Source organism: Streptomyces sp. NBC_01454, assembly GCF_036227565.1.
In the GTDB taxonomy this organism is placed as follows: Bacteria; Actinomycetota; Actinomycetes; order Streptomycetales; family Streptomycetaceae; genus Streptomyces.
In genome coordinates this window covers 647,365-673,643 of record NZ_CP109460.1, presented here as the reverse complement: position 1 = coordinate 673,643, position 26,279 = coordinate 647,365, and the positions used below count along the sequence as shown (strand labels likewise).

26 protein-coding genes and 1 pseudogene are annotated in these 26,279 nt (G+C 71.4%); 11 read left to right on the top strand and 16 right to left on the bottom strand.

The genetic code is table 11. The features are described 5' to 3' along the window. Nucleotides 1-82: 82 nt before the first annotated feature. Complete coding sequence (gene ku / locus OIU81_RS02590) at nucleotides 83-1,237, bottom strand: non-homologous end joining protein Ku (protein ID WP_329143354.1); 1,155 nt, start codon at nucleotides 1,235-1,237, stop codon at nucleotides 83-85. Nucleotides 1,238-1,267: 30 nt separating this feature from the next. Between ku and ligD the strand changes: the two genes are divergently transcribed. Next, nucleotides 1,268-2,161, top strand: coding sequence for a non-homologous end-joining DNA ligase (ligD, locus tag OIU81_RS02585; RefSeq protein ID WP_329143352.1), 894 nt, complete (start codon nucleotides 1,268-1,270; stop codon nucleotides 2,159-2,161). Nucleotides 2,162-2,231: 70 nt separating this feature from the next. Further along, nucleotides 2,232-4,010 carry a murein biosynthesis integral membrane protein MurJ gene (gene murJ / locus OIU81_RS02580; RefSeq protein WP_329143351.1) on the top strand — a complete coding sequence of 593 codons (1,779 nt, stop codon included), beginning with the start codon at nucleotides 2,232-2,234 and terminating at the stop codon, nucleotides 4,008-4,010. 18 nt (nucleotides 4,011-4,028) lie between these two features. On the opposite strand, the gene OIU81_RS02575 is transcribed toward murJ, so the two are convergent. Next, nucleotides 4,029-4,451: a hypothetical protein gene (locus OIU81_RS02575; protein WP_329143349.1), complete on the bottom strand. Its 423-nt coding sequence runs from the start codon at nucleotides 4,449-4,451 to the stop codon at nucleotides 4,029-4,031. A 264-nt stretch (nucleotides 4,452-4,715) separates the two neighbouring features. Here OIU81_RS02575 and OIU81_RS02570 point away from each other — a divergent pair, with 264 nt between their 5' ends. The 4 genes from OIU81_RS02570 to OIU81_RS02555 all read left to right on the top strand — a co-directional run bounded on the left by OIU81_RS02570 (nucleotide 4,716) and on the right by OIU81_RS02555 (nucleotide 8,540). Then, the gene (locus OIU81_RS02570; protein WP_329143347.1) at nucleotides 4,716-5,342 is read left to right on the top strand and encodes a class I SAM-dependent methyltransferase; all 627 of its coding nucleotides are present in this window, start codon (nucleotides 4,716-4,718) and stop codon (nucleotides 5,340-5,342) included. Nucleotides 5,343-5,718: 376 nt separating this feature from the next. Then, nucleotides 5,719-6,585 (top strand): endonuclease I family protein, encoded by an 867-nt coding sequence (locus OIU81_RS02565; RefSeq protein ID WP_329143345.1) that lies wholly within the window; start codon nucleotides 5,719-5,721, stop codon nucleotides 6,583-6,585. Nucleotides 6,586-6,765: 180 nt separating this feature from the next. After that, entirely contained in the window at nucleotides 6,766-8,043 is a 1,278-nt protein-coding gene (locus OIU81_RS02560) for a D-alanyl-D-alanine carboxypeptidase family protein (protein ID WP_329143343.1), read from the top strand. A gap of 293 nt (nucleotides 8,044-8,336) precedes the next feature. Then, nucleotides 8,337-8,540, top strand: coding sequence for a cold-shock protein (locus OIU81_RS02555; protein ID WP_006601696.1), 204 nt, complete (start codon nucleotides 8,337-8,339; stop codon nucleotides 8,538-8,540). A gap of 212 nt (nucleotides 8,541-8,752) precedes the next feature. On the opposite strand, the gene OIU81_RS02550 is transcribed toward OIU81_RS02555, so the two are convergent. Beyond that, on the bottom strand, nucleotides 8,753-8,947 hold the full coding sequence (locus OIU81_RS02550) for an antitoxin (protein WP_329143341.1): 195 nt from the start codon (nucleotides 8,945-8,947) through the stop codon (nucleotides 8,753-8,755). 358 nt (nucleotides 8,948-9,305) lie between these two features. Between OIU81_RS02550 and OIU81_RS02545 the strand changes: the two genes are divergently transcribed. Both OIU81_RS02545 and OIU81_RS02540 read left to right on the top strand, forming a co-directional pair. Further along, complete coding sequence (locus OIU81_RS02545) at nucleotides 9,306-9,626, top strand: hypothetical protein (protein ID WP_329143338.1); 321 nt, start codon at nucleotides 9,306-9,308, stop codon at nucleotides 9,624-9,626. 114 nt (nucleotides 9,627-9,740) lie between these two features. After that, nucleotides 9,741-11,273 (top strand): SDR family oxidoreductase, encoded by a 1,533-nt coding sequence (locus tag OIU81_RS02540; RefSeq protein WP_329143336.1) that lies wholly within the window; start codon nucleotides 9,741-9,743, stop codon nucleotides 11,271-11,273. Between the two features lie 36 nt (nucleotides 11,274-11,309). Here the strand turns inward: OIU81_RS02540 and OIU81_RS02535 are convergent, their stop codons facing one another. After that, nucleotides 11,310-11,657, bottom strand: coding sequence for an ArsR/SmtB family transcription factor (locus OIU81_RS02535; protein ID WP_329143334.1), 348 nt, complete (start codon nucleotides 11,655-11,657; stop codon nucleotides 11,310-11,312). A 104-nt stretch (nucleotides 11,658-11,761) separates the two neighbouring features. Here OIU81_RS02535 and OIU81_RS02530 point away from each other — a divergent pair. Further along, nucleotides 11,762-12,738: pseudogene (locus OIU81_RS02530) on the top strand (quinone oxidoreductase family protein). Nucleotides 12,739-12,875: 137 nt separating this feature from the next. On the opposite strand, the gene OIU81_RS02525 reads toward OIU81_RS02530, so the two are convergent. The 3 genes from OIU81_RS02525 to OIU81_RS02515 all read right to left on the bottom strand — a co-directional run bounded on the left by OIU81_RS02525 (nucleotide 12,876) and on the right by OIU81_RS02515 (nucleotide 15,450). Then, nucleotides 12,876-13,325 (bottom strand): spore-associated protein A, encoded by a 450-nt coding sequence (locus tag OIU81_RS02525; protein ID WP_329143331.1) that lies wholly within the window; start codon nucleotides 13,323-13,325, stop codon nucleotides 12,876-12,878. Between the two features lie 228 nt (nucleotides 13,326-13,553). Continuing rightward, nucleotides 13,554-14,414 carry a lysozyme gene (locus OIU81_RS02520; protein ID WP_329143329.1) on the bottom strand — a complete coding sequence of 287 codons (861 nt, stop codon included), beginning with the start codon at nucleotides 14,412-14,414 and terminating at the stop codon, nucleotides 13,554-13,556. Between the two features lie 382 nt (nucleotides 14,415-14,796). Further along, complete coding sequence (locus OIU81_RS02515; protein WP_329143328.1) at nucleotides 14,797-15,450, bottom strand: transglycosylase SLT domain-containing protein; 654 nt, start codon at nucleotides 15,448-15,450, stop codon at nucleotides 14,797-14,799. Between the two features lie 724 nt (nucleotides 15,451-16,174). On the opposite strand from OIU81_RS02515, the gene OIU81_RS02510 reads away from it, so the two are divergent. Next, nucleotides 16,175-16,360: a hypothetical protein gene (locus OIU81_RS02510; RefSeq protein WP_329143326.1), complete on the top strand. Its 186-nt coding sequence runs from the start codon at nucleotides 16,175-16,177 to the stop codon at nucleotides 16,358-16,360. 145 nt (nucleotides 16,361-16,505) lie between these two features. Here OIU81_RS02510 and OIU81_RS02505 read toward each other — a convergent pair whose 3' ends face one another. The 7 genes from OIU81_RS02505 to OIU81_RS02475 all read right to left on the bottom strand — a co-directional run bounded on the left by OIU81_RS02505 (nucleotide 16,506) and on the right by OIU81_RS02475 (nucleotide 22,108). Next, nucleotides 16,506-17,234 (bottom strand): transglycosylase SLT domain-containing protein, encoded by a 729-nt coding sequence (locus tag OIU81_RS02505; RefSeq protein ID WP_329143323.1) that lies wholly within the window; start codon nucleotides 17,232-17,234, stop codon nucleotides 16,506-16,508. Nucleotides 17,235-17,709: 475 nt separating this feature from the next. Then, nucleotides 17,710-18,558 carry an SRPBCC family protein gene (locus tag OIU81_RS02500; protein ID WP_329143321.1) on the bottom strand — a complete coding sequence of 283 codons (849 nt, stop codon included), beginning with the start codon at nucleotides 18,556-18,558 and terminating at the stop codon, nucleotides 17,710-17,712. Next, entirely contained in the window at nucleotides 18,555-18,872 is a 318-nt protein-coding gene (locus OIU81_RS02495; RefSeq protein ID WP_329143318.1) for an ArsR/SmtB family transcription factor, read from the bottom strand. Before OIU81_RS02495 ends, OIU81_RS02500 begins: the two co-directional genes overlap by 4 nt. Before the next feature lie 59 nt (nucleotides 18,873-18,931). Continuing rightward, nucleotides 18,932-19,831: an alpha/beta fold hydrolase gene (locus tag OIU81_RS02490; RefSeq protein ID WP_329143316.1), complete on the bottom strand. Its 900-nt coding sequence runs from the start codon at nucleotides 19,829-19,831 to the stop codon at nucleotides 18,932-18,934. A 77-nt stretch (nucleotides 19,832-19,908) separates the two neighbouring features. Continuing rightward, complete coding sequence (locus tag OIU81_RS02485; RefSeq protein WP_329143314.1) at nucleotides 19,909-21,147, bottom strand: beta-ketoacyl-[acyl-carrier-protein] synthase family protein; 1,239 nt, start codon at nucleotides 21,145-21,147, stop codon at nucleotides 19,909-19,911. Beyond that, complete coding sequence (locus OIU81_RS02480) at nucleotides 21,144-21,350, bottom strand: acyl carrier protein (RefSeq protein WP_329154856.1); 207 nt, start codon at nucleotides 21,348-21,350, stop codon at nucleotides 21,144-21,146. Before OIU81_RS02480 ends, OIU81_RS02485 begins: the two co-directional genes overlap by 4 nt. 296 nt (nucleotides 21,351-21,646) lie before the next feature. Beyond that, complete coding sequence (locus OIU81_RS02475) at nucleotides 21,647-22,108, bottom strand: MarR family winged helix-turn-helix transcriptional regulator (protein WP_329143312.1); 462 nt, start codon at nucleotides 22,106-22,108, stop codon at nucleotides 21,647-21,649. Between the two features lie 126 nt (nucleotides 22,109-22,234). Between OIU81_RS02475 and OIU81_RS02470 the strand changes: the two genes are divergently transcribed. Continuing rightward, entirely contained in the window at nucleotides 22,235-22,645 is a 411-nt protein-coding gene (locus OIU81_RS02470; protein WP_329143310.1) for an organic hydroperoxide resistance protein, read from the top strand. A gap of 114 nt (nucleotides 22,646-22,759) precedes the next feature. Here the strand turns inward: OIU81_RS02470 and OIU81_RS02465 are convergent, their stop codons facing one another. Together OIU81_RS02465 and OIU81_RS02460 are read right to left on the bottom strand one after the other, a co-directional pair. Further along, nucleotides 22,760-24,475 carry an amidohydrolase gene (locus tag OIU81_RS02465; protein ID WP_329143308.1) on the bottom strand — a complete coding sequence of 572 codons (1,716 nt, stop codon included), beginning with the start codon at nucleotides 24,473-24,475 and terminating at the stop codon, nucleotides 22,760-22,762. A gap of 64 nt (nucleotides 24,476-24,539) precedes the next feature. Next, nucleotides 24,540-26,069: an APC family permease gene (locus OIU81_RS02460; RefSeq protein WP_329143306.1), complete on the bottom strand. Its 1,530-nt coding sequence runs from the start codon at nucleotides 26,067-26,069 to the stop codon at nucleotides 24,540-24,542. Nucleotides 26,070-26,279 lie beyond the last annotated feature (210 nt).

The window sequence follows — 26,279 nt, the reverse complement described above, 5'->3', positions numbered from 1 at the left end:
CCGGACCGGACCGCCGACGTTGACCACAGGCATCTAAGCGAGGAGGAGAGGACGAGAGCAAACGAGATCCGCCGGACCTTCTTCAGGCGGGCGACCGCCGGCGCGACGTCTTGGCCCCGGTCTTCTTGGCAGTGGCCTTCTTGGTGGCCGACGTGGTGGCGGCTTTCTTTGCGGTCTTTGCGGTGCTTTTCGACGCGGCCTTCTTGGAACTGCCGGCCGCGGTGCCGCGGGAGGCCGTGGACCGCCCCGCGGCGGCCTTCGGCGCGGTCGAGGATTTCGCCGCCGCCGCCGCCGTCTTCTTCGCGGGGGCCTTCTTCGTGGCGGTCGCGCCGGTCTCGCGGGCCGTGGCCTGCTTCGTCGTCCCGCTCTTCTTGGCGGCGCCCGAGCCCGCCGTGCGCTTCTTCGCGGCCTTCCGTCCCCGCAGGGGCGTCACGGAGGCCGGCTCCGACGTCGTGTCGCCGCCCCCGCCCCGTGCCGCCTGCACGCTCTTCTCCAGGGCCGCCGTCAGATCGATGACCTGGCCACCGGACGCGGCGGAGGCGGGGGCGGCCGGCTCCTCGCCCTCCAGCTTGGCGGCGACCAGCTCCTCGACGGCCTCGCGGTAGTCGTCGTGGAGTTCGGCGGGATCCAGCTCGCCCAGGGAGTCCATCAGGGTCTCGGCCAGCGTCATCTCGTTCTCGCGGATCTCGACGTCGTCGGGCACCACGTCGGTGGCGGGCCGGATCTGATCCGGCCACAGCAGCTGATGCATCACCAGCGCCCCGTCGTGCGCCCGCAGCATCGCCAGCGACTCCCGCCCCCGCATCGCCACCTTGCCGATCGCGACCTTGCGGTGGTGCTCCAGCGCCTCCCGCAGCAGCGTGTACGGCTTGGCGGCGGCCGCTCCGTTGGGCGCCAGGTAGTAGGACTTGTCCATCTGGAGCGGATCGATCCCGGTGGGGTCGACGAACGACAGGATCGAGAGCGTTTTGGCGGTCGGCATCGGCAGCCGGGACAGGTCGTCGTCGGTGATCGGCACGATGGTGTCGTCGCCGGGCGGCTGATAGCCCTTGCCGACCTCCTCGTTCGGGACCTCCTCGCCGTCCAGCTCACAGATCTTCCGGTACTGGACCGGCGCACCGTCCTTCTCGTGAATGCGCACGAAGGAGACCGACGAGGTGCGGTCGGTGGCGCTGTAGGTCTTCACCGGGATGGTGACCAGGCCAAACGATATCGATCCATTCCAGATAGAACGCATCTTTCATCCCTTGTGTGGGATTCTCATGGTATGTCGCCGATCACGGTCGTGGAGGGGCGGCGCCTCTCCCTGACCAACCTGGACAAGGTCCTCTATCCGGGGACCGGCACCACCAAGGGTGAGGTGCTGCACTACTGCACCACCACCGCAGAGCCGCTGCTCAGCCACCTCCGCGATCGGCCGCTGTCCTTCCTGCGCTACCCCGACGGGCCGGACGGCCAGCGCTTTTTCACCAAGAACGTGCCGCCCGGCACACCCTCCTGGGTGAAGACGTGCGAGGTCCCCCATTCGACGTCCGGGCCCACCCGCCAGGTCCTGCTGCAGGACCTCCCCTCGCTCGTCTGGGCCGCGAACCTGGTCGTCGAGCTGCACACCCCGCAGTGGACGTCCCGGGCACCGGGCATCGCCGACCGGCTCGTCCTCGACCTCGACCCCGGAGCCCCGGCCACCGTCGTGGAGTGCTGCATCGCGGCCCGGTGGCTGCACGACCGGCTGGCGGCCGACGGTCTGGACGTCCACGCCAAGACCAGCGGGGCCAAGGGCCTGCACCTTCTCGTGCCCGTCGAGCCCACCCCGGCCGAGCGGACCACCGCCTACGCCAAGGCGCTCGCCGTCGAGGCGGCGGCGGCCCTCCCGGAGCTGGTCGTGCACAAGATGACCAAGACGCTGCGCCCCGGCAAGGTCTTCCTCGACTTCTCCCAGAACGCCGCCGCCAAGACCACCGCGGCCGCCTACACCCTGCGGGCCCGCGACACCCCCACCGTCTCCGCCCCGGTCACCTGGGACGAGATCGCCGGCTGCACCGATCCCCGGCAACTCACCTTTCTCTTCGGTGAGATCGCTCCCCGCCTCGGCCGCCACGGCGATCTGCTCGCCCCGCTCCTCGACCCGGACCGCGCCCGCCCGCTGCCCGCCGTGACGTAGTCCCGTGCGCGGCCCGCCTCCCGGCGGCCGGGGCCCAGGGCCCGCCCGTGGTTCCCCGTAGATTGACGGAATGCTGGACGGGACGTCACACACACCACATCCACCGCACGACACACTGCCGCTGCGTCTGCCGGACCGCTCGGGGGACCGCTCGGCGGGCGAAGAGATATCCGGCGGCCGGCCGGCGCCCGGCGGAGCGCAGGACGCGGACACCGGGGAGGACACGGCTACCAGGGAGGACGCGGACACGGGCGCGGGGCTGCGGCGCTCCTCGCTCCTGATGGCGCTGGGGACCGTGGCCTCCCGGGCCACCGGGCTGATCCGCGTGATGCTGCAGGCCGGCGCACTCGGTACCGGACTGCTCGCCACCACGTACAACATGGCCAACGTCATCCCGATGAGCATCTACACGCTGATGATCGGCGGCGCGCTCAACTCGGTGCTGGTGCCGCAGCTGGTCCGGGCCAGGACCGAGCACCCGGACGGCGGCCGCGCCTATGAACAGCGCCTGGTCACCCTGGTCCTGAGCGTCCTCGCGGTCGGTACCGTGCTGTCGGTCTGGGCCGCGCCGCAGATCGTCGCCGTCTACACGAGCGACACCCCCAAGAACCATGCCGCCTTCGAACTCACCGTGGCCTTCGCCCGCTTTCTGCTGCCGCAGATCTTCTTCTACGGCCTGTTCTTCATCCTCGGCCAAGTCCTCAACGCCCGGAACAAGTTCGGCGCGATGATGTGGACACCGGTGCTCAACAACGTCGTGCTGATCACGATGTTCGGCCTCTACGTCGGCCTGCTGGCGGGCCCGGACCGGATCGAGGACATCACCCCGGACCAGGTCGATTTCCTGGGCATCGTCACCACGGGCGGGATCGCCGTACAGGGACTGGCCCTGATCCCCTTCGTGCGGGCCGCCGGCTTCCGCTTCCGGCCGCGCTTCGACTGGCGCGGCAGCGGTCTGCGCAAGAGCATCGGGGCCGCCCGGTGGACGCTGCTGCTGGTGCTCGCCAACCTGGCCGCGATGACCGTCGTCACCCACTTCGCCGGCGCCGCCGACCAGCAAAGTCCCACCGGGGGCGTCGGTTACACCGCCTACAACTACACCCAGGGCATCTGGCTGCTGCCGCAGTCGATCGTCACCGTCTCGCTGGTGACCGCGCTGCTGCCACGGATGAGCCGGGCGGTCGCCGAACGCCGCCTGGACGACCTGCGCGCCGATCTCTCCCGCGGGCTGCGGATCAGCGGGGTCCTCATCGTCCCGGCGGCCTTCTTCTTCGTCGCGCTCGGCCCGCAGACCGCCCAACTCCTCTTCGCGCACGGTGCCGGGGACGCGGCGTCGGCCGTGCCCGCCGGGCAGATGCTCCAGGCCTTCGGGCTCGGTCTGATCCCGTTCTCCGCCCAGTACCTGCTGCTGCGCGGCTTCTACGCGTTCGAGGACACCCGTACGCCGTTCTGGGCGGCGCTGTGCATCGCCGTCGTCAACATCGGCCTGGCCGCGGCCTGCCACCTGTGGCTGCCCACCCGTTGGGCGGTCATCGGGATGGCCGCGGCCTACGCCGTCGCCTACGGAACGGGGCTGCTGCTCACCGCGGTGCTGCTGCGCCGCCGGCTCGCCGGCCGCCTCGACGGCCGGCGGCTGTGCCGCACCTACGGCAAGTTGGCGCTCGCCGCGGCCGCGGCCGGCGTGCTGGGCCGGCTCGTGGCCCACACCTGCTCCGGTGTGCCCGTCCCGGCGGGCTGGACCTCCGTGCCGGCCCTGGCCGCCGGCGCTCTCACCATGGCGCTGGTCTTCGTGCTCCTGGCCCGCATGCTGAAGATCGCCGAGCTGCGCAGCCTGCCCGGTCTGCGCTGACGGGGGCGGCGCCCTTCGTCACACCGCCCGCGGCCAGGACGCCCGGGCGGCGGCCCCGAGCCAGCCGATGACGGCGACGACCGTGGTGTCGCCGAGGCTCGCGATCTCCGCCAGTGCGGCCAGGTCGGCGTCCGCCGGAGCGACGCCCGCCGCGCTCAGCGCGGCCTGGAGCTCCTGCCGCCGCCGGTCGGGCATGGCCACCGGCCCCTGCCGCTGCTCCGCGGGGCGCGGGGGAGCCGGCGGCCGGTCCGGCGGGAGCAGCGGCCCGAAGTGCAGCCGGTCCTCCGGGCGGGGCGGCGGGAGAACGGGGTCTGCGGAGTACGCGGACGGGCACTGCTGCGCGGCCGCCGGCGTACCGAGACGCTCCTCGGGGCGCGGGGGAGCGAGCACATAGCCCGGCGTGGCACCGTACGGCGGGGGAGTGGGGCGGAACTGCGACATGAGGGCCTCCACAACTCACGGTCCGAAGGGTTCGGGGGATCGAAAGGGTCGGTCGAGGGCTTCGACGGGGTCAGTCGAAGGGTGCGAGGGGTGCGAAACGGTTCGACGGGATCAGGGGATTCCGGGGAGTTTCCGGGATTCGGGGCATTCGGTGAACAACGTGTCAGTTCTTCGGAAGCCGGGCCGGGCCCGTCCGGTTGCAAGCCGGGAGTGAGTTCACCCGATAAGGCCAAAGTGCGCCGGTTGCCTCGTTACCGTGGCCGCATGCCGAGCCCGGAAGAACTCCCGAACCCGTACTGGAATCACAATGTGCACTATCACCGGCTCGTGCTCGGTGCCGTGCCGGACGGCTGCGCCCGGGCGCTGGACATCGGATGCGGCGACGGCCTGCTGGCCCGCAAACTCGCGCGGCGGGTTCCCGAGGTGACCGGGGTGGACCGCTCGCCGGCGATGATCCGGCTGGCCCGCGAGGCCGGTGCCCGGTCCCCGAACGCCGCGTTTGTCGAGGCGGATTTCATGACGGCGGACGAGGGCCTTCCGGGCGGGTACGACTTCCTCTCCGCCGTGGCCGTCCTCCATCACCTGGAGTTCACGGCCGCGGTCCGCCGCATGGCCGCCCTGCTCGCACCCGGCGGACGCCTCGTCGTCATCGGCCTGGCGCGCACCCGGACGCCGCTGGACTGGCTCATCAGCGGCGCGGGCGTGCCCGCCGCCTGGCTCCTCGCCCGGCGCCACGGCGGCACGTCCGCACCGTCGGGCATGCCGATGGAGGACGCGGACATGACCTGGGGTGAGATCCGGCGCGCGGCGCGGGACATGCTGCCGGGCAGCCGCTTCCGCCGCCATCTGCTGTGGCGCTATGCACTGGTGTGGGACAAACCGCATTCCTGAAAGCGGCCGGCGCGGGACGCCAACCCGCCCGCCCGGCAGTGCCTTTCCTCCCGCACGAGGAGGTCCCGAGCGGGTTTCCGTGCGCCCGCCGCTTTCCCTCTCCGGGCAGCGGTACGGAGTGTTCCGGGCCGAACACCGCCTGGCCCATACGCTCCTGACGGGGTAGCGGCAAAGGTGCTGTGTTTCCGGGGTTTCCGGGGTTTCGGGGGAATTCAGTGATTGTCACGGAGTGGGCACATAACCCTCTCCCACTGTTCACGCCGTGCTGATTCCCGTGATGGAAGGCTGCCTGCGGCCGTGTTTCCCAGCGGCCGGCGCGGGTCGCGCCCCCACATTTCGCGACTCGACGCCACAATTCGGGGAGAGGACACCCTTCGTGGACACCACTCGCGTGACCCGTCGCGCCCGTATCGGACTGGCTCTCGCCATCGGCACGGTAGTGACGGCGGTGGTCGCACAGATCCCGGCCAGTGCGACGGCCACTGAAGCCGTACACCGGCCCACCGCTGCCGCGCCCCTCGCTTCGCACCCGTCCCGTGCCCTTCGCGCGGACGACGAGACGTACTACAAGGACGCCCTCGGCAAGACCGGCCAGGCGCTCAAGGATTCACTGCACCGGATCATCAGCACCACCCAGACCGGAAAACTGACGTATGACGAGGTCTGGGACGCCCTCAAGGACACCGACCAGGACCCGGCGAACAGCGCGAACGTGATTCTGCTGTACTCCGGCCGCTCGGCGAGCAAGGACGCCCACGGCGGCGGCGCGGACGACTGGAACCGCGAACACGTCTGGGCGAAGTCCCACGGCGACTTCGGTACCGACACCGGCCCCGGCACCGACCTCCACCATCTGCGCCCGGCCGAGGTCTCCGTCAACGGAGCCCGTGGCGACAAGGACTTCGACAAGGGCGGTGAGGCGGTTCCCGGGGCGCCGGGCAATTTCACCGACGACGACTCCTTCGAGCCCCGTGACGCGGTCAAGGGCGATGTCGCCCGCATGATCCTCTACATGGCCGTCCGCTACGACGGCGGCGACGGATTCCCGGACCTGGAGCCCAACGACAAGGTCGACAACGGCACCGCGCCGCACATCGGCAAGCTCTCCGTCCTGAAGCAGTGGAGCAAGCAGGACCCGCCGGACTCCTTCGAGAAGCACCGCAACCAGGTGATATTCGACAAGTACCAGCACAACCGGAACCCGTTCGTCGACCACCCGGAGTGGGTCGACGCGATCTGGTAACCGGGATACGGCCGCGCGGGCCGGGACCGGCGGGGCGACCGCCGGCCCCGGCCCGCCGGCCCCGGCCCACCGCTCTAGGCCCACCGGCCCCGGCCCTCCGCGTACGGCAATGGAGCCCCCGCACATCGGATGGCGTATGCCAGACGGCGCCACGCCCGGGTCGTTTTTAGCGTGGGCCACATGTCTAGCGTGAGTTGGGCCCCCGTCAGAGTCGCCACCGCAGCCACTCTTTGTGCCGCCGGCCTGTGGGCCGTGCCCGGTCAGGCAGCCGCCGATGGTCCGAACGGCATCGACGACCTGCGGCCCGGAGTGCACCTGGCCGATCCGGCCGCCGCCGAGTACCGGCTGGACCGGCGCGGCGTGCAGTTCCTGCCCAGGGCGGAGGTGCCCGAGCCACCGGAGGTCTCCGCCCTGTCCTGGATGGTGACGGACCTGGCGAGCGGCAAGGTCCTCGCGGCCAAGAACGCCCACCGGCCACTGCCGCCCGCCAGCACCCTCAAGACGCTCTTCGCCGTGACGGTGCTGCCGAAGTTCGCGCAGGGAGAGGTGCACACCGTCTCGCTGGAGGACCTGTCCGGTATCGAGTCCGGGAGTTCGCTCGCCGGCCTCAGGGAGGACATGCCCTACCACGTCGATGACCTGTGGCGCGGCGTCTTCCTGCGCTCCGGCAGCGACGCCGTCCACACCCTGGCCGCCATGAACGGCGGGTGGAACAAGACCATCGACGACATGCAGGAGACCGCGCACCGTCTCGGCGCCCGCGACACCCGGGTGGCGTCGGCCGACGGGTTCGACACGCCGGGCCAGGTCTCCTCCGCCTACGACCTGACGCTCTTCGGGCGGGCCGGTCTGCACAACCCGGACTTCGCCCACTTCGCCGCGACCAAGGAGGCACAGCTTCCGCAGGACGGCGGCCCGGACTCGTTCGGCATCCAGAACACCAACCGGCTGTTGGTCGGCTCACACGGCGTCAGGCCGTACGACGGGCTGATCGGCGTGAAGAACGGCTACACGACCCATGCCGGCAACACCCTGATCGCCGCCGCCCGGCGCGGCGGCCGGACACTGCTGGTCACCGTCATGAACCCGCAGTCCGGCGCCCCGAACGCGGTCTACGAGGAGACCCGCACCCTGCTGGACTGGGGATTCGAGGCGGCGCCGCACACGGCGGCCGTCGGTGCGCTCCCCGCCTTGACGCCCGGCGACGCCGACGGCGGCTCGGAGCATGCCGCCCATCGGCAGGGGCCCGGAATGTCCCTGCACAAGGCGGCGGTGGCGCCGACGGATGCCGGATGGCAGGGGCGTTACTGGTGGATGCTGTCGGCCGTCGGCGTCATCGCCCTCGCCGGCCTCGGCACCGGGGCGTGGTGGCGCCATCGCAAGCTGCGCGAGAGCGAGAGCGCGCGGAAGGCCGAGGGGGAGGCCGAGCGCGAGGCCGAGACCGTGGAGACCGGCTGAGGCCGCCGCCCGCACCGCCGGGGTGTCGCACACCCGTCCGATCGGTCAGGGATACGGAGGACGTGCGATGGCCTTGGCCGGTGAAGGGCGACGCGTCCGTCATGGTTGTGCGGCCCGCCGGGCGTTGCTCGGTGTAGCGTCCTGATCAGCTGTCGTGGTTCCGAAGTGCCGGACGCCCGTGTCGCATTCACGGGCGTCCTTGCTGTGTAGCGCGTCTCCGGACCAGGGCGATCACCTCCGGATTCCGCAGCACGCGGAAGCCGACGCAAGCCCATTGAACGAAGGAGACGGACATGGCTTCCGGCACGGTCAAGTGGTTCAACTCGGAGAAAGGCTTCGGCTTCATCGCCCAGGATGGCGGCGGCGCCGATGTCTTCGCGCACTACTCCAACATCGACGCCACGGGCTTCCGAGAGCTGCAAGAGGGCCAGAAGGTGACCTTTGAGGTCACCCAGGGGCACAAGGGCCCCCAGGCCGAGAAGATCCGGCTGGCGTAGTCACGGCGGACTCACCTCTCGGTGCCCGCTCCCGATCGCGGGGGCGGGCACCGTCGCGCGGGGGCGGTGCCGCCTCACCCCATCGGCCCCGTCCACGGCCTCCTGGGGCACCGGGCGCGAGCCGGCCGGATGGCACCGTGCTCATCCGTGCGGCGTACGGCGACGCGGCGGAACTTCGCCGCCGCTGGGCGGGCCGCTCAGGTCTGCGGTGGTCAGGGCTGCGGTGGCCGGTCCTGGCCCGATCCGCCGCCGAACTGGTCCCTGAGCTTCTCCTGGCCTGTGTCGACCTGGCCCTTGTGTTTGCCCTGGGTCTTGTCGTCGACCATGTCGCCGGCCTTGTCGATGCCCTTGTCCGTCTGGCTTTCGTGGCCCTTCAGCATGCTCTTGATCTTGTCCATCATGGACATGAGTCGTCCTCCTCACCACGATCCCCCACGCCTCCAGCATCGTCCTGTCCCAGGGGATCTGCATCAGGGGGCCCGGCAGGCCGTCCGTGGGCGGGGTATGGCGCCGGTGCGGCGGTGGATTCCCGGGGTCCGGATCCCGTCGGCGCCGTGGTGACCCGCTCTCCGGCGGAGAGGCGGCATCGTCACGGGAGCGGGCGGCTTCCGCCCGGGCGCGCGGTGGCGGCGGAGCCCGCGCCCTCGCCCGGCGGGGAAGCGCGCCCGCCCACCCGTGTGGAGCAGTTGCCCCGCGGAAATTGCCGGGAACCGCCGTCGGCCCGCTCGACGGGCACGGCGTCGCGGTCCGGCTGAGAATGCAGCGGTGAGCGATGAACACCGCAGTGCCGATGACCCCGCGCCGCGCGCCGTGCCGTGTGAAGAGGAACGACGGCTCGCCAGGAAGGCGCTGGCCGGCCATGCGCGGAACGAGGGCGACCTGTCGATGTTGATGGACATGCTGGGCCTGGACCCGAGCCGCGATCAGGAGGCCGATGCGCCTTGCTGCCAGGAGACGGGCCATGGCCCTGAGTGCGGCGGCGGCCCGGCCGGCCGGATCGCCGGCCGCGAACGCGAGCGCCGGCCCGAGCCACGCCGGGACACCTGCCGCGACGCCCGGTCACCTTCGGGCGGGCCCCGGGGGTAGGTGGCACCCGGGGCCGGGCGCCACCCGTCCGGCCGCCCGTGACCCGCCCCGTTCCCGCACGGACCTGATCCCACGTCACCTACGCACCGTGCTCCATCGGAGGAGGCCGCGCAGATGTCCGGCACAGGCGACGTCCCCGCGCGGCCCGCGACACGTCCGCGCGCCCTGGTCACCGGTGCCACCGGCTACATCGGCGGCCGTCTGATCCCCGAGCTGCTCACGGCCGGGTACGCCGTCCGCGCGCTGGCCAGGACCCCGGAGAAGCTGCGCGACCATCCCTGGGCGGAGCGAACGGAGGTGCTGCGCGGCGATGTCACCGACGCCGAGTCGGTGGCCACCGCGATGGACGGCGTCGACATCGCCTACTACCTGGTGCACGCCCTGGGCAGCGGCCGGCGGTTCGAGGACACCGACCGCCGGGCCGCGCAGATCTTCGCCCGGCAGGCCCGCGCCGCCCACGTGCGCCGGATCGTCTACCTCGGCGGCCTCACCCCCGAGGACGTCCCCGAGCAGCAGCTGTCACCCCATCTGCGCTCCCGCGCCGAGGTCGCGGACATCCTGCTGGCGTCCGGTGTCCCCACCGCCGTGCTGCGCGCCGCGGTCATCATCGGCTCCGGCTCCGCCTCGTTCGAGATGCTGCGCTATCTCACCGAACGGCTGCCGGTCATGGTCACCCCCAGCTGGGTGCGCACCCGCATCCAGCCGGTCGCCGTCCGCGATGTCCTGCGCTACCTGGTGGGCTGCGCCCGCCTGCCCGACGACGTCAGCCGGGCCTTCGACATCGGCGGACCCGACGTGCTCAGCTACCGCGACATGATGCAGCGTTACGCACGCGTCGCCGAGCTGCCCGAACGGCTGATCCTCCCGGTGCCGATGCTCACCCCGCGACTGTCCAGCCTCTGGATCGGCCTCGTCACGCCGGTACCGCCCGGCCTCGCCCGTCCCCTGGCCGAATCGTTGCGGTACGAGGTCGTCTGCCGCGAGCACGACATCGCCCGGTACGTTCCCGACCCGGACCCGCCGGGCCACCCGATCGCCTTCGACGAGGCGCTCCACCTCGCGCTGCGCCGGGTGCGGGACGCCGAGGTCGCCACCCGATGGTCGAACGCCGCGGTGCCCGGCGCGCCGAGCGATCCACTGCCCACCGACCCGGACTGGGCCGGCGGCAGCCTCTACACCGACCGGCGGGAGCGGACCGTGGACGCGCCCCCCGACACCCTGTGGCGGGTGGTCGAGGGCATCGGTGGCGACAACGGCTGGTACTCCTTCCCGCTCGCCTGGGCGGTGCGCGGCTGGCTGGACCGGCTGGTCGGCGGAGTGGGGCTGCGCCGCGGCAGGCGGGACGCCCGCCGGCTGCGGGTCGGTGACTCGCTCGACTTCTGGCGCGTCGAGGAGGTCACCCCCGGGCGGCTGCTGCGACTGCGCGCCGAGATGCGGCTCCCCGGCCTGGCCTGGCTGGAACTGACGGTCGGCCGCGACGCCCGGGGCCGGACACGCTACGGCCAGCGGGCCCTGTTCCACCCGCACGGACTGACCGGCCATGCGTACTGGTGGTCCGTCTCGCCCTTCCACGCCGCGGTGTTCGGCGGCATGGCCCGCAACATCGCCGCCGCCGCGGAAGCCGAACACCGCTCCCACGGGGAGTGAACCGCCCGCGCGGCGCGGCGTGCTTCGTACGGCATGTCAGGACACACCCTGGTCGTCGCGCAGGAGCAGCCCGAGCAGTCCCGGGAACCTCGCCTCGAACTCCTCGTGGCGCAGCCGGTTGACCCGCTTGGCCCCCTGATCGCGCTGCTCGACGAGTCCGGCGCCGCGCAGCACCGAGAAGTGATGGCTGAGCGCCGCTTTGCCGACCGGCACATCGAAGCTGCCACAGCTGCGCGTCCAGTCGTCGGAGCCCGCCAGCTCGCGGATCAGCTGCATCCGGACGGGGTCGGCGAGCGCGGACAGCGCGGTCAGGACGGAGACCTCGCCGGGATCCGTATGGACCGGTGCGGCGCGGTGCCCGCCGTCTGCGGCCTGGTGCGGCATGCCCTCTCCTCGCCCTGCTCCACGTCTTGCCGAGTGTTCGATGGATATCTTACAGTCCGAGTGTTCGCATTTCATTGAACACTCTTCGAAGGGCGTGGTCTGCCATGCGTGCGGTCGAATTCCGGGAGTACGGCGGCCCGAGGTGCTGCAGGTCGTACACACCGATGCCCCGGAGCCGGGGCCGGGGCAGGTCACCATCGACGCCGTCTACGGGGGCGTGAATTTCGCGGATCTCAAGGCGCGTGCCGAGGGTTACCGGGTGGCCTCGCTGCCCTGCGTCCCGGGCCTGGAGGTCTCCGGGCGGGTCCGGGCCGTCAGCCGGGGCGTGGCGGGTTTCCGCGTCGGGCAGGACGTCGCGGCGCTCGTCAGCGGTGGCGGCTATGCGGAGGTGGTGGCCGCCGACGCCGCCACCGTCTTTCCCCTCCCGGACGGCATCGATCTGCGGACCGCCGCCTGTCTCCCCACGGTGCTGCCCACCGCCCACGCACTGCTCCACGAGGTGGGCCGGCTGCGCACGGGGGAGAGCGTCCTGGTGCACGGTGCGGCGGGCGGCGTCGGCACGGCGGCCGGGCAGCTGGCCCGGGCGGCCGGCGCCGGCGCCGTGTACGGCGTGACCTCCTCCGAGGCCAAGGCCGGGCACGCCCTCAAGTACGGCTATGACGAGGTGTTCTCGGCCGAGTCGTTCCCCGACCGGGTCCGCCGTGCCACCGGCGGCAGAGGAGTGGACCTCGTGCTCGACCCTGTAGGGGGCGAGACCCTCCGGCGCGGCATCGAGGCGCTGGCGGTCTTCGGGCGCCTGGTCTCCTTCGGCAACGCGAGCGGGGCGGAGCCCTGGCAGGTCGGACAGGCCGAGCTCTTGACGCAGGGACGTTCGGTCGCCGGCTTCTCGATCCTGGCGCTTGCGCAGTCGGCCCCCGAGGCGCTGCGCGCACTCGCCGAGCGTGCCTTCCGTACGGTCACCGACGGCACCGTGCACCTTCCCGTCACCGCGGAGTTCCCGCTGTCGGAGGCGTCCGAGGCGCACCGCCTGATGGGCGGACGCACCTCGACGGGCAAGCTGCTGCTGCGTCTTGCCGACTGACGCCCCGGCCGCCACGGGCACGAGGGCAGGGGCGGCCGAACTCCCCCTCCCCACAAGGGTGCTGCTTCCCTGGCCGGACGCGCCAACAGCGAGCCCCCGGGCACGAATGCCCAGGGAACCCGCCGTCGTGGGTGAACTCAGTGGTGGGTCACCACACCGGCCGCGAACCGGCCGCAGTTGGAGCCGGAGACGTTGACGCTGACGGACTCGATCGAGCCGCCCCAGTCCACGCAGATGCCCTTCCCGGGCAGATAGACCGGACCCGCGTAAGAGGTGTACTTACCGCTGTCGTACACCCAGGGCGAACTGCCGTCGGTGGCCGTGAGATAGGCGTACATCTGCACGGGCTTACCGGTGGCGTTGCGCACCGTCACGACACAGTTCTTTCCGGTCTTTGCGTTGTACGTCAGGAACACGGTCCCCTTTCCGGTGACCGGCACGGAATTCACTACGCGGTAGCCGCTTCCGCAGGCCCCGTTGTACGCGGCGGCCTTCGGCGCGGCGGATGCGGTGGTGGCTGTCGCCATCGTGGCGATTCCCGCGACGGCCAGGATTGCGGATCCGGCGATGGCACGTGAACGCTTCATCTGAATACCCCCGTTGGGTGCAGTGCCTTGCGTGGTCGTTGCGCAGTGTTGGACACCGGTCCGCCATGGATGGTTGCACGGCAGCGTGAATTCCCTCTCTTTCCGGCCGATTTGCGATCGGGATTCTCGTGAATTCTGTGACGACAGGGGCGCATGAGGTATGACAAAGGCCGGTCCCCGGCGCCGCGGAGGGCGCCGGGGACCGGCCGGGGTGGCGGGGTGGCGAGGTCAGCGGCCGTTCGCGAGAACCTTCAGGCGGCCGTACGTACCGTTGAAGCGGTTGCGGTCGCCCACCGTGTGACCGGAAGAGGTGTGCTGCCAGATGCTGTGGTAGTGCCAGCCGGCGGGCAGCGCGCCGACGGAGGAGCCGTAGCGCGGGATCCACAGCGGAGTCGTCCGGCCGAACTTGCCGGAGTTGCCGGTGCAGCGCTTCCACCAGTTGGTGGAGGTGTAGATGACCGGATAGCGGCCGGTCTCCTCCCGGTAGGTCTGCACGAAGTCGTGGATCCAGCCGACCATCCCCTTGTGGCTCTTGCCGTAGCAGGTCGCGCCGTAGGGGTTGTACTCCATGTCGAGTGCGCCGGGCAGCGTCCGGCCGTCCCGGGACCAGTCGCCGCCGTGGTCGGCGAAGTACTCCGCCTGGGAACCGCCGCTGGAGTGGTCGGGCAGCGCGAAGTGGTACGCGCCGTGGATCATGCCGGACTTGTACGAGCCCTTGTACTGCTGCGCGAAGTACGGGTTCGTGTAGCTGGTCCCCTCGGTGGCCTTGACATAGGCGAACCGCACACCGGACCTGCGCAGCCCCGACCAGCCGACCTTGCGGTTGTGGCTCGAGACGTCGACGCCGGACACGGCCCTTCTGGACGACGCCCGCGGCGCCAGGCCGCCGGCACGGAGGGTGCCGAGACCTTCATGGGCCACGATGGTGGACCCCATCCAGTCCTGGTCGGGATGGGCGGGTCTCTTCCCGGCGTCCTGCGCCGTGGCGGCGCCGGGCAGCGCGAGGGGCAGCACGGAGAGAAGAGAAACAAGAGTTCCGGCCGCAATAGGGACAGTACGGCGGGCCGGACCGGATCTGCGCAAGGGCATCGCATGCCTCCGAAGGCCTTCGGTTGAGTCAGGTTCGGCAGCTTTTGAGCAGAATCCTGCCGATAAGAGACTTATACGCAGAACTGCCTGACGCTATGACCCAACAGGCCGTCAGTCCGCCGACCGGCCCCGCATCTCACCCGTCTGGCGGCCGGTAGCGGCCGCCCCGGGCCCGGTCCGAGCACATGTCCGAGACAGAGCGAAGCGGGCCCCGGCTGTGCCGGGACCCGCTTCACCGCGCAGCGGCGAACGCGCCATTCCGCCGCTTCGCAAGCTGCCTTGTGCAGAGCCTGTCGGCTCGTTTGTGGGGACCGTCGTTCCCGTTGCCTCATCCGGCCGGTCCGGCCTGGGCGGGTGGGTGACGGCGCATCGGCTCCTCGGCTCAGTAGGCCGAGTTGACGTTGTCGATCGAGCCGTAGCGGTCGGCCGCGTAGTTGGCGGCGGCGGTGATGTTGGCGACCGGGTCGGTGAGCTTATGGGCGGTGCCGGCCACGTGGTACTGGTCGAACGTGGGCTGTATCACCTGGAGCAGACCCTTGGACGGTATGCCGTTGACGGCGTTGACGTCCCAGCCGTTGACGGCGTTCGGGTTGCCGCTGGACTCCCGCATGATGTTGCGGTGCAGGCCCTCGTAGGAGCCCGGGATGCCCTTGGACTTCATGATGTCCAGGGACTGGCGGATCCAGCCGTCCAGGTTGTTCGGGTAGCCCTTGACGGCCTTGCGCTCGGTGGAGCGGTTGGCGGCCTGCTGGGCGCTGTGCTGCTTCGCGACGGCGGTGACCTTGACGCGGTCGGCGACCGAGGCGGTCACCGGGCGGCCGGTCTTCGCGTCGTCGGCCTTCGCCGGCTGACCCTTCGCATCGACGGGCTTGACCGCGGCCGGAGCGTGCTCAGAAGCGGCCTGAGCGGTGTCCGGGGCCGAGGTGAGGGCCAGGCCGGAGGTGGCACCCGCGGCGGCCAGAACGGCCACGGCGATCTTGTGGGTGCGGGTGATGCGGGTGATACGGGCAGCGCGGGGCAGGGTGAAGCTGGGCATGCAGGGTGACCTCTTCCAGGTACTGGGGACGGGGAGGCGGCCTTCTTTGGCGGCGCGAGACGAACCGGAGGTCTTTGCTGCGTTCGCCGTGGGGCGTGAATCGCAAACTCGCTCTCAGTGCGTCGGAATCCATGGTTAACGCCCGTCCCGAATTGTGGCAATGGTGCTCTGTACTACTCGTCTTCGTGAGAGAAATCTGAATCCCCGAAGTGATAAGCGTGTGCGGCTCCGTTGACCCGGAATGGCCGCAGGATATCGACTAGGCAGGCTCGTAAGTGACGTACGTCGCGTGCCTCGGGTCACCCGGCGGCGGCCGTAAAGCCCTCTGAAGACCGGGCTATAAGTTGCCTGGCTCACACCGGAATTACTGTTCGCCGGCATCGATTTGCCCGCCGGCGGCAGCCCATTTATCGGGATGGCGGCCGGGCGTGGCGTCTCGGAAGACGTCAAATGCGGTGAGAGGCACCGCGTCCGGGCCCGGAAGGGCGGCGATTGTGCCCTGATTCACGCACGAGGCACGTCCGGCCCACGGCTCCGCTTCCTTGGGCACGCGGTGCGTGGGAGCGGCGGCGTCCGCTCGGCCGTTGGTGAGCCCCCGCTACGGCGATACGGCGGTGGTGCTGGGCCGTTCGCAGCAGCGTCCGGGGCTGTCGCATGACTACGAGCCCTCCGCTCCCGGAGGGTGGCACCGCACACCGTCCACACTCACCGTAGGGAAGTGCTCATGCTCCGTCGTCTTGCCGTCGTGCTCACCGGTCTTCTCGTCACGGGCTTCCTCGCCGCCGGCCCCGCCGTCGCGGCGCCGGCCGACGGCCACCGTCTTACCGCCAAGGAACGGGAGGGACTTCGTATGGCCGGCGAGGTGCTCGACGTCCTCTTCGGCGCCCCCGCGCGACCGGACCGCTACTGACGCGCGGCGTCCACGCAGCACGGCAACGGCAATGGCCCCACCCGCGAGTTGCGGGCAGGGCCACTGCCGTTGCCGAGCCTGGTGCCGCCGGCGCGGCACCCGTATCAGTCTGCTCCGACCGTCCGCACGGTCGTGTCTCTCCGGCTCAGTAGGCCGAGTTGACGTTGTCGATCGAGCCGTAGCGGTGCGCCGCGTAGTTGGCGGCGGCGGTGATGTTGGCGACCGGGTCGGTGAGCTTATGGGGCGTACCCGAGACGTGGTACGTGTTGAAGGTGGGCTGGATCACCTGGAGCAGGCCCTTGGACGGGATGCCGTTGATGGCATTGATGTCCCAGTTGTTGACGGCGTTCGGGTTGCCGCTGGACTCCCGCATGATGTTGCGGTGCAGGCCCTGGTAGGAGCCCGGTATCCGCTTGGACTTCATGATGTCGAGCGACTCACGGATCCAGCCGTCGAGGTTGTTGGCGTAGCGCTTGGGGGCGGCCTTCGGCGCGGCCTTGGGGGCGGCCTTGGGTGCGGCGGCCTTCGGCGCGGCGATGATCTTACGGTCGGCGGACCGGTCGGCGGCCTGCTTGGCCGTGTGCCCCTGCTTCGCGACGGCGGTGACCTTGAGGCCGGCGGTCAGCGACGAGGCGACCTGCCGGTCCTTCGCGCCGTCGTCGGCCCGGTCCTTCGCGGTGAGCGGCAGACCGTTGGCGCTGACGGGCTTGACCCCGGCCGGTGCCTGCGCGGCGGTGGTCTCGGCGTGGCCGGGCGCCGCGGTGAGCGCCAGGGCGGCGGCACAGCTCGCGGACGCCACCACTGCCGCGGAGATCTTGTGGGAGCGGGTGATGCGGGTCGTACGGAGGGCGCGGGGCAGAGTGAAACCAGGCATGCGGATATGACCTCTTCCAGGGCTGGGTGGCGGGGGGAGACGGCCTTCGGTTGGCGCGTGAGAACCGAGGGTCGTGGCCGCGTTCGCCGTTCTGGCTGAGGCCGCAGGCTCGTTCTCGGTGCTACGCGGAACATGGTTAACGCGAGCCCTGGATGGTGGCAAAGATGCCTTGTACTACCTATCTTCGTGAGATAGAGCGAGATGTCCGTTGTAAAGATGGCGCTCTGCGGTAAACGCCGGGAAGGGCATCGACTAGCGGTGCTCGTACGTGACGTACGTCGCGTGCCGTGCATCACCCGGCGAGGACGCCAAAGGCTTCTTCGGAGCCCCGCGGAGTTGCCTGGCTCACACGGGGGAGAGGTATTTCCGCGGGGGTGAGCGGCGGGGCCGGAGCGGCCCCGGAGCGCTTATCGCTCGCGCCCCCTGCGGAATCCACAGGGGGCGCGAAGAGGCGGGGGCGGGGAAATACGGAAGGTCAGTCGCTCAGCAGCCGCGCCGCGAGGTGCTCGATGCGGTCGTGCCAGGCGTCCAGCGCGGCGGCCGTGTCGAAACCCCGCGGGCCGGTCTGGGTGAGGACGAGGCGCGCGCCGTGACCGGTGCCCCGTCCCAGCTCCCAGCGGACCGTGCCCTGCGGATGCCAGCGGTAGGCGAGCACCGACGGGGCCCGTACCTCGGTGACGGGCCCGGCCGCCGCGTCCCCGGCGGTGAAGCCCTCCGGCGCCGGCGCATCCGTCACGGGCTCCGCGCCCGAGGTCAGCGCGGCCCAGACGGTCTCGGCGGGCTTGATGAGCTGGCGCTCGAAGCGGATCCGCGGGCCGTCCGCGGTGTTCTCGACCACGCCGTGCCCGAGATCGAACTGCTCGACATACGCCTCGTGGAGTTCGCCGGCATCGCGCTCCACGGCGGGCGGGGCGCCGTCCAGCAGCTGCGAGAGCGCGGTGAGACACAGATGCCAGCCGGACGCGAAGCTGGCGCCGCCGAAGCGGTCGCCGAAGGTGTGCACCAAGGTCAGCAGCGAGCCCTCGCCGTCCGGGGTGATCTCCCAGCGCAGATGGTCCTCGCCCCAGGTGAAGGCGAACAGCCGGGGCTCCTCGGCGTCGGTGACCGTGCCGGTCATGGCGACCCCGCTGACGCCCGGCATGGTGAAGGTCACCGCCCCGCCGGGCCGGAGCTCCACGGTGACCTCGGCGGGGAACCACTGCCCGATGTGCGCCGGGTCGGTGATCGCCGACCAGACTTTCGCGGGCGGATGGGCGAGCCTGCGCTCCATGCGCAGGGCGGTGCGGCCGTCGGAGGTGGTGAGGGTGTCGGAGTGCGGGTTCATCGGGGGTCGTCCTCCATGGCGTCGAGATGCCGTTCCAGCGCGTCCAGGCTCCCGGTCCACAGGTGGCGGTAGTGGGCGAGCCAGGCGTCCAGCTCCGCCAGCGGCTCGGGCCGCAGCTCGTACCAGCGGCGCTGGGCGTCCTGCCGGACCCGGACCAGCCCGGCCTCGCGCAGCACCCGCAGGTGCTTGGAGGTGCCGGGCTGGCTCAGTCCGAGCTGGTCCGTGAGCTCGCCGACCAGACGCGGCCGCTCCAGGAGCAGGTCGAGGATCTTGCGCCGGCGCGGCTCGGCGAGTACGTCGAACGGTATGGGCATGGCGCCAGCATGCCTCTCCGGCTATATAACCGCAAGGGAATGTATTGGCCCCGCGTGGCTCACACACACGCCGGATCGGCCGGCGACGGCTCCCTGCCCGCCGCCGGTGCGAGACAGGGCGCCGAGCTGAGCGGGCCGTCGGTGAAGAAGCGGGCCGCCAAGTCCGCGACGTCCTGCGGGCGTTCGAGCACCACCCAGTGATCGGCGTCCGGAATCGTCAGGAAGCGGCTGCCCGGGATGGTGGCCGCGAACGCCCGCTGGCGGGCCGGGGAGGTCACCGTGTCGTGCTCACCGCTGAAGACGAGGGTGGGGACCCCGGTCAGTCCGCCGGAGAAGTCCGGACGGTCCAGGAGCCCGCGGCTGAGCGAGGCGACGGCGTCCCGGGAGTGGCGGGCCGCATGCAGTATCGAGCGCCGGACGTAGCGGTAGGCCAGCTTGCGATGGGTGACGTGCCGGCCGGCGTCGAGGCACATCAGCCCCTCGGTGACCAGGGTGGCGAAGGCCTCGTCGTCACCCTGCAGCAGATGGTCGGCGGCCCGCTGCCACAGCTCCATCTGCGCCTCGCTGATGTGCGCCGGGACCCCGCCGAGGGCGAGCCGTGCGATGCGCCCGGGGAAACGCCGGGCGCATCCGAAGGCCACGCCCGCGCCGTAGGAGAAGCCGAAGAGATTGATCCGGGGGACGTCCAGATCGTCGATGATCCGCTCGATCGCCGCGCACACCACGTCGATGCTCGGCCCCGGGGGCAGCGGATCGGCGCTGCCCATGCCGGGCAGATCGGCGGTCACCACATCCGCCACCGGCCCCACGTGATCCTCCATCTGCGGCCAGCCGAACATCCCCTGCAGCGCGCCCCCCAGCACCAGCACGGGCTCGGTGGTCCGCTGCGGCTGCCGCAGCCGCCGGTAGGAATAGGACAGCCCGCCCACCGACAGGGCACGGATCGTTTCCTCGGACATGGCAGTTTCCTTCTCGGGGCACCGGCGGGAGCGTGCGCGCCGGCCGGGCGCGCGGTGGTGGTCCAGGGCGTGTCGCCCTAGCGGGTCAGTACCAGCGCGGCGTTGTGCCCGCCGAAGCCGAGCGACGTCTTGACCGCGCAGTCGAAGGACGCCGGCCGGGCCTCCTTGCGCACGATGTCGATCGGGATCCGCGGATCCGGCACCTCGAGGTTGGCGGTCGGCGGCACCAGCTGCTGCTCCAGGGCGAGCACGGTGAGCGCCGCCTCGATGCCGCCGGCGGCGCCCAGTGCGTGCCCGGTCATCGCCTTGGTGGAGGTGACCAGGGGGTGATCGCCGAGCACCCGCCGCAGCACGGTGGCCTCGACCCGGTCGTTGACCACCGTCGAGGTGCCGTGCGCATTGACATGGCCGACGTCGCCGGGCTGCACCCCCGCGTCCGCCAGCGCGGTCCGCAGCGCCCGCTCGATGCCGTTGCCCTCGGGGTCCGGGGCCACCGCGGAGTGGGCGTCGCTGGAGGCGCCGTAGCCGCGCAGATGCGCGCGGACGGGTGCCCGGCGCGCCCGGGCGTGCTCGGGGCGCTCCAGCACCAGGAGCCCGGCGCCCTCGCCGACCACGAAGCCGTCCCGGTCGGCGTCGAAGGGACGGCAGGCCGTGGCCGGGTCGTCCCGGCGGGTGGAGACCGCCTTCATCTGGCAGGCGCTGGCGATCAGCAGCCGGGACAGCACCGACTCCGCCCCGCCGGCGATGGCGATGTCGCATACCCCGGCGCGCAGCAGCTGGTGCGCGGTGCCCAGGGCGACGGTGCCGGAGGAGCAGGCCGTCGCCACCCCCAGGCTGGGGCCGTGGGCGCCGAGATCGGTGCAGACACTGCTGGCGGCGCTGTTCACGACGGTCAGCGGGGCGAGCTTGGGCGAGACCCGCCGGGCGCCGCGCCCGGCCATCGCCACATGCTGCTGGTCGTAGAACGGCAGCCCGCCGTGCGCGGAGCCGATCACCACCGCGACGCGGTCGCTGTCCCAGGACTCCGTGTCGAGTCCGGCATCGGAGACGGCCTCCCGGGCGGCGATGACCGCCAGCTGCGAGAAGCGGTCCATCAGCCGCTGGGTGGCCACGCCGAGCAGCCCGAGGGTGTCCAGATCGGGGACGGTGTACATGAAGTCGCAGGGCAGATCGGCGAGTTCCTCGTGCCGCGCCACTCCGGAAGGCACCGTGTCCTGGGTGACGGAATGCCAGGTGGCCTTCGCGCCGACGCCCGCCGCGGTGACCAGTCCCAGTCCTGTTACGGCCGCGGAGAACGGCTCCTGGCGGCCCGTCATGCCGGAACTTTGCCGTCGACGGCCGCCACCAGCTGACCCACGGTGTTCCGCGGGGTCAGCGAGACCTCGTCGAGGTCGATGTCCAGCCGCTCCTCGATGAGCACGCGGAGCTCTTCCAGTGCCAGGGAGTCCAGACGCAGGCTGCGCAGCGCAGTCCCGTCGGTGATGTCGCCCGAGGAGACCCCGAACCGTTGGACCAGCATGGTGGTGACAACTTCTGCCGCATTCACGTGGCGCTCCTCCTTGCCGTAGGCGATGCTGCCAACCGCGTCGTGGGCGGGATTTCACCGGCGGCTCCGGCTGGTTTGACCACCCTTTATACGCCTTTGTCCTGATGACTCCCCAACTTTGGTAGCTCAATGGGGTGATGAGTGCACCAGGGTGGACAGGGCGTTCGTGCCCCGCCTTGCGGACGCCGCGGAAAGCGCCTACGTACGTAACGCCGCGGACCGTCGAGAGGTACGGGCCGGAGGGCGCCGGACTCGGGAGGCCGGTGGGGTCAGGCCTCGTCGAGGGCGCTGGTCACCCGTCCCAACAGGCCCTGGAGTGTACGCAGTTCCTCGATCGTCAGGCCGGTCGCGGCCAGTATCCGGAGCGGGACCGGCAGGGCCCGGGTGCGCAGCTCGTCGCCGGCGGGGGTGAGCTGGACGGTGACCGAGCGCTCGTCCTCGCTGCTCCGTTCGCGCCGTACCAGGCCGGCCGACTCCAGCCGCTTGAGGAGCGGGGAGAGGGTGCCGGAGTCCAGCCGGAGCTGTTCGCCGATGGCCTTGACCGGCTGGGGGCCGTGCTCCCACAGGACCAGCATGACCAGGTACTGGGGGTAGGTCAGGCCCAGGTCCTTCAGGGCGTCCCGGTAGACGCTGCCGAAGGCGCGCGAGGCGGCGTGCAAGGAGAAGCAGACCTGGTGGTCGAGGCGGAGCAGTTCGGCGTCGGGCACCGGGGGCCTGGTCGTAGGGGTCATGGGTCCAGGTTAGCTCGCCCAGCCATTTAATTGTGCACAACCTAGTTGCACGCAATTTAAATGTGTGCGACTGTAGTGCCCATCGGGCGGCCGGGAAACGGCCGCCGCGCCACGAAGGGAACCCTGATGGACGCGCTGTACACCGCTGTCGCCACCGCCAACGGCCGCGAGGGACGGGCCGTCAGCTCCGACGGCCGGATCGACCTCGCCCTGGCCATGCCCCCGGAGCTCGGCGGCAACGGCGCGGGCACCAACCCGGAGCAGCTCTTCGCCGCCGGCTACGCGGCCTGCTTCGCCAGCGCGATGAGCAATGTCGGCCGCCAGATGAAGATCGACACCAAGGACGTCTCGGTCACCGCCGAGGTCTCGATCGGCAAGGACGGCACCGGCTTCGGTCTCGGGGTCGTCATGCGGGTGGAGCTGCCGGAGACCCTCGCGGGCGAGACCGGCCACAAGCTGGTCGAGGCCACGCACGAGTTCTGCCCGTACTCCAAGGCCACCCGCGGCAACATCGACGTCGAGCTCGTCATCGAGTAGGCGCGCGTCCCGCCCGGCGGGCCGGCCCACCGCGAGAGCGCGGGGCGGGTCCGCCGGGCGCACAGCGCGGGGGTGGCGCGGCCGGGGCGTGGGGCTCCGGCCGCGCCGTCCTGCTCAGGCGTCGTCGGCCGCGTACACCCGGCTCCCGCCGACGAAGGTCTCCAGCACCCGGGTCGCGGCGATCTCCTCGTCGGGGCCGTCGAACGGGTCGCGGTCGAGGATGGCCAGGTCGGCCAGCATGCCGGGACGGATGGTGCCGGTGTCGTCGAGGTGGTTGGCGTATGCGCTCCCGGCCGTGTACGCGGCCAGCGCCGCCCCCAGGTCGATGCGCTGTTCGGGCAGGAAGGCCGGTGCCGCGTCCGGGCCGTCCGGGGTCCGGCGGTTGACCGCGACATGCAGGGCGGCGATCGGGTCCGGGGAGCTGACCGGCCAGTCGCTGCCCGCCGCCAGGGTGGCGCCCGAGCGCAGCAGATCGCCGAACGGATACTGCCAGGCGGCCCGCTGGGCGCCCAGGAAGGGGATGGTCAGCTCGTCCATCTGCGGTTCGTGGGCCGCCCACAGCGCCTGGATGTTGGCGGTCGCGCCGAGCCGGCGGAAGCGCGGGATGTCCTCGGGGTGGACCACCTGGAGATGGGCGAGGTGGGGCCGGGTGTCGGTCCGGCCATTCGTCCGCCGGGCCGCCTCGACCGCGTCCAGTGCCTCGCGTACGGCCCGGTCGCCCAGGGCGTGGAAGTGCACCTGGAAGCCCTCCGCGTCCAGCCGGGTGACATAGGTGCACAGATCCCCGGGGGCGATGAACGAGATGCCGCTGTTGCCGGAGGCGCAGCCGCAGGACGTGAGGTAGGGGCTGAGCATGGCGGCGGTGTGGTTCTCGGCGATGCCGTCCTGCATGATCTTGACGCTGGTCGCCTGCAGCCGCCCGCCCGTCAACTCCTCCCGCCGCGCCAGCAGTTCGGGGATCTGCTCCACGCCGCGGTCCCGCTCCCACCACAGTGCCCCCCGCACCCGCGCGGTGAGCTTCCCTTCGCTGCGGGCGGCCACGTAGGCGGGAGTGACGTCGGGCGACCCCGGAGCGCGGCCCAGCATCGCGTCCTGCCAGGCGGTCACCCCGTAGCCGTGCAGCAGCCGCTGCGCTCTGAGCAGACCGGCGGTCCGCTCGGCGAGCGTCGGCTCCGGCACCAGATCGCCCACCAGCCGCATGGCCCCCTCCTGCAGCATGCCGGTCGGGTGGCCGTCGGCGTCCCGCTCGACACGCCCGTCGGCCGGGTCCGGCGTACCGGCGGTCACCCCGGCGCGTTCCAGTGCGCAGGTGTTGGCCCAGCCGCCGTGGTGATCACGGTTGACGAGGAACACCGGACGGTCGGGGACGAGCTCGTCCAGGAACTCGCGGGTCGGCATCCCGCCGGGGAACGCCTCCAGGGACCAGCCGCCGCCCGTGATCCACGGAGCCTGCGGATGCGCTGCCGCATACGCGCTGATCAGCTCGCGGTACGCGGTGGCGGTCTCCGCCGCGCTCAGATCGCACAGCGCCAACTCCAGCCCGCCGCCGACCGGATGGACATGGGCGTCCTGGAAGCCGGGGATCAGCAGCTTGCCGCCCAGGTCGACGACCTCCGTGCCCGGTCCGATCAGCTCGCGCACCGCCGCGTCGTGCCCGACGGCGATGATCCGGTCCCCGCGGACCGCCACCGCGCTCGCCCGGGTCCGCGCGGGGTCGACGGTGTGTACGGGGCCGGAGAGGAAGACGAGGTCGGCGCGGTGGTCGCCGGGGGATCCGGAGGGGACGCCGGCCGGGCCGGGCTCGGGGTGCACGGTGGTGCGGAGATCCATGAGGGTGCAGCTCCAGTGGTGTCGGGTGGGTGGTGCGGTCGTCGCGAGGGGGCCGGGCGGGCGGTCAGCTCTCCACGGGGTGCGGCAGCGGCCCGCCGGCGTCCCCGTCCATCGGCAGGGTGAGCGCATCGGCGTCGGTGCCCCGGCCGGTGCGGAAGTACGGGGCGTGGCGCACCCACTTGGCCCAGGCGGCGGTGGCCAGGCCCAGCAGGAGGAACAGCGCGGGGAGCAGCAGCATGAACCAGCCGTTGTCCGGACTCGCCTCGAAGTGGTCGCTCATGGTCGCGTAGTCCCAGACGAGGTAGGCGCCGAGCCCGAACAGCGCCAGGGCGCTCGCCGCCGGGACGACCACGTCCCGCAGCGCGCGCACCACGCCGTCGCGCAGGCTGCCGCGGAAGCGCACCGCGCAGGCGAGTGCGGTCAGGCCGTAGTAGAGGGCCACGGTCAGGCCGATGGAGTTGACCGCGGTCAGGATCATGTCGTTGAGCTTGGGGATGCCGACCGCGAGCATGGCCAGCAGCGCCGCCATGGCCATGATCACGAGGGTCCCCACGGCCGGCGAGCCGTAGCGCGGATGCAGGCGCTGCCAGACCGGGCCCAGCGTCCGGTCGCGGGCCATCGCCAGCGCCCCCCGGGCGGTGGGGATCACGCTCGACTGGAGCGAGGCGAAGGCGGAGCACATCAGGGCGGCCAGCGGCAGTGAGGCCCAGGGCTCCGGCGCCAGGGTGCTGCCGAGGAAGGTGAGCGCCTGGGGGCCGTTGTGGATGAGTTCGCCCGTGCTCATCACGCGCTGGAACGCGAGTGCGCCGATCAGGAACAGTCCCAGCATCGCCACCAGCGCGATCAGTCCGCCGCGGGCCGCGTCGGAGGCGCTACGGGTCTCCTCGTTGACGCTGAACGCGGCGTCCCAGCCCCAGTAGATGAACACCGCGATCACCATCCCCTGGGCCAGTGCCTGCGGTGAGCCGATGTCGAAGGGGTTGAGCCAGGACAGCGAGAACGGCTGGTCGCCGATGTACAGCGCATAGCCGCAGAAGACCAACAGCACCGTGTACTCGAAGATCAGCAGCCACATTTGCATCCGGGTCGCGGACCGCACGCCGGTGATGGCGGTGACCGTGACGACGACCAGCGCCACCAGGCCGACGGCGGTACTGATGCCGGTCGAGGACGGATCCAGCCGGAGGCCCAACAGGCTGTGCAGCCCGAGCTTGTTGAGGAACTGGAGCACCACGGAGCCGGTCACCGCCCCCGTGTACGCCATGAAGATCACGTTGCCGATCAGCACCACCCACCCGGTCAGAAACCCCGACCAGGGGCCGATGGACCGGCCCACCCAGGTGTAGCCGCTGCCGCAGTTCGGCTCGGTGCGGTTGAGCCGGGCGTACGACAGGGCGATGCCGAGCACGGGGAGGAACGCGAGCAGCAGCAGGGCGGGTGTCTGGCGCCCGGCGTACGCGGCCAGCGAGCCCATCCCGATGCCGAGGCTGGTGGTGGCGGCGGTGCTCGACGCGGCGATGGCCACACCGTCCTTCACCCCCAGCGAGCGGCGCATTCTCGGCCGGCCGGGGTCCTGCTGCACGGGGGAAGGCATGGCACTCACTCCTTGAACGGCGGCCCGGGCCGGACTCGCGCCGGGCCGGGGGGAGGTGCGGAAGGGGTGGCAAGGCGGGGCGGCACGGGCCGGGCCCGGGATCGGGGCCCGGCCGCGTCGTGGGAAAGGGGTGCGGAGCGGGGTACGGCACCGCGGCGGTCCGTGTATGTCCGCCGATGAAACCGCCCGCTCCTCCTTGTGTCAACGGTG

Coding starts and splice junctions, on each gene's coding strand:
- ku (WP_329143354.1), bottom strand. CDS start 1,237: ATGCGTTCTATCTGGAATGGATCGATATCGTTTGGCCTGGTCACCATC.
- ligD (WP_329143352.1), top strand. CDS start 1,268: ATGTCGCCGATCACGGTCGTGGAGGGGCGGCGCCTCTCCCTGACCAAC.
- murJ (WP_329143351.1), top strand. CDS start 2,232: ATGCTGGACGGGACGTCACACACACCACATCCACCGCACGACACACTG.
- OIU81_RS02575 (WP_329143349.1), bottom strand. CDS start 4,451: ATGTCGCAGTTCCGCCCCACTCCCCCGCCGTACGGTGCCACGCCGGGC.
- OIU81_RS02570 (WP_329143347.1), top strand. CDS start 4,716: ATGCCGAGCCCGGAAGAACTCCCGAACCCGTACTGGAATCACAATGTG.
- OIU81_RS02560 (WP_329143343.1), top strand. CDS start 6,766: ATGTCTAGCGTGAGTTGGGCCCCCGTCAGAGTCGCCACCGCAGCCACT.
- OIU81_RS02555 (WP_006601696.1), top strand. CDS start 8,337: ATGGCTTCCGGCACGGTCAAGTGGTTCAACTCGGAGAAAGGCTTCGGC.
- OIU81_RS02550 (WP_329143341.1), bottom strand. CDS start 8,947: ATGTCCATGATGGACAAGATCAAGAGCATGCTGAAGGGCCACGAAAGC.
- OIU81_RS02540 (WP_329143336.1), top strand. CDS start 9,741: ATGTCCGGCACAGGCGACGTCCCCGCGCGGCCCGCGACACGTCCGCGC.
- OIU81_RS02535 (WP_329143334.1), bottom strand. CDS start 11,657: ATGCCGCACCAGGCCGCAGACGGCGGGCACCGCGCCGCACCGGTCCAT.
- OIU81_RS02525 (WP_329143331.1), bottom strand. CDS start 13,325: ATGAAGCGTTCACGTGCCATCGCCGGATCCGCAATCCTGGCCGTCGCG.
- OIU81_RS02520 (WP_329143329.1), bottom strand. CDS start 14,414: ATGCCCTTGCGCAGATCCGGTCCGGCCCGCCGTACTGTCCCTATTGCG.
- OIU81_RS02515 (WP_329143328.1), bottom strand. CDS start 15,450: ATGCCCAGCTTCACCCTGCCCCGCGCTGCCCGTATCACCCGCATCACC.
- OIU81_RS02510 (WP_329143326.1), top strand. CDS start 16,175: ATGCTCCGTCGTCTTGCCGTCGTGCTCACCGGTCTTCTCGTCACGGGC.
- OIU81_RS02505 (WP_329143323.1), bottom strand. CDS start 17,234: ATGCCTGGTTTCACTCTGCCCCGCGCCCTCCGTACGACCCGCATCACC.
- OIU81_RS02500 (WP_329143321.1), bottom strand. CDS start 18,558: ATGAACCCGCACTCCGACACCCTCACCACCTCCGACGGCCGCACCGCC.
- OIU81_RS02495 (WP_329143318.1), bottom strand. CDS start 18,872: ATGCCCATACCGTTCGACGTACTCGCCGAGCCGCGCCGGCGCAAGATC.
- OIU81_RS02490 (WP_329143316.1), bottom strand. CDS start 19,831: ATGTCCGAGGAAACGATCCGTGCCCTGTCGGTGGGCGGGCTGTCCTAT.
- OIU81_RS02485 (WP_329143314.1), bottom strand. CDS start 21,147: ATGACGGGCCGCCAGGAGCCGTTCTCCGCGGCCGTAACAGGACTGGGA.
- OIU81_RS02480 (WP_329154856.1), bottom strand. CDS start 21,350: ATGCTGGTCCAACGGTTCGGGGTCTCCTCGGGCGACATCACCGACGGG.
- OIU81_RS02475 (WP_329143312.1), bottom strand. CDS start 22,108: ATGACCCCTACGACCAGGCCCCCGGTGCCCGACGCCGAACTGCTCCGC.
- OIU81_RS02470 (WP_329143310.1), top strand. CDS start 22,235: ATGGACGCGCTGTACACCGCTGTCGCCACCGCCAACGGCCGCGAGGGA.
- OIU81_RS02465 (WP_329143308.1), bottom strand. CDS start 24,475: ATGGATCTCCGCACCACCGTGCACCCCGAGCCCGGCCCGGCCGGCGTC.
- OIU81_RS02460 (WP_329143306.1), bottom strand. CDS start 26,069: ATGCCTTCCCCCGTGCAGCAGGACCCCGGCCGGCCGAGAATGCGCCGC.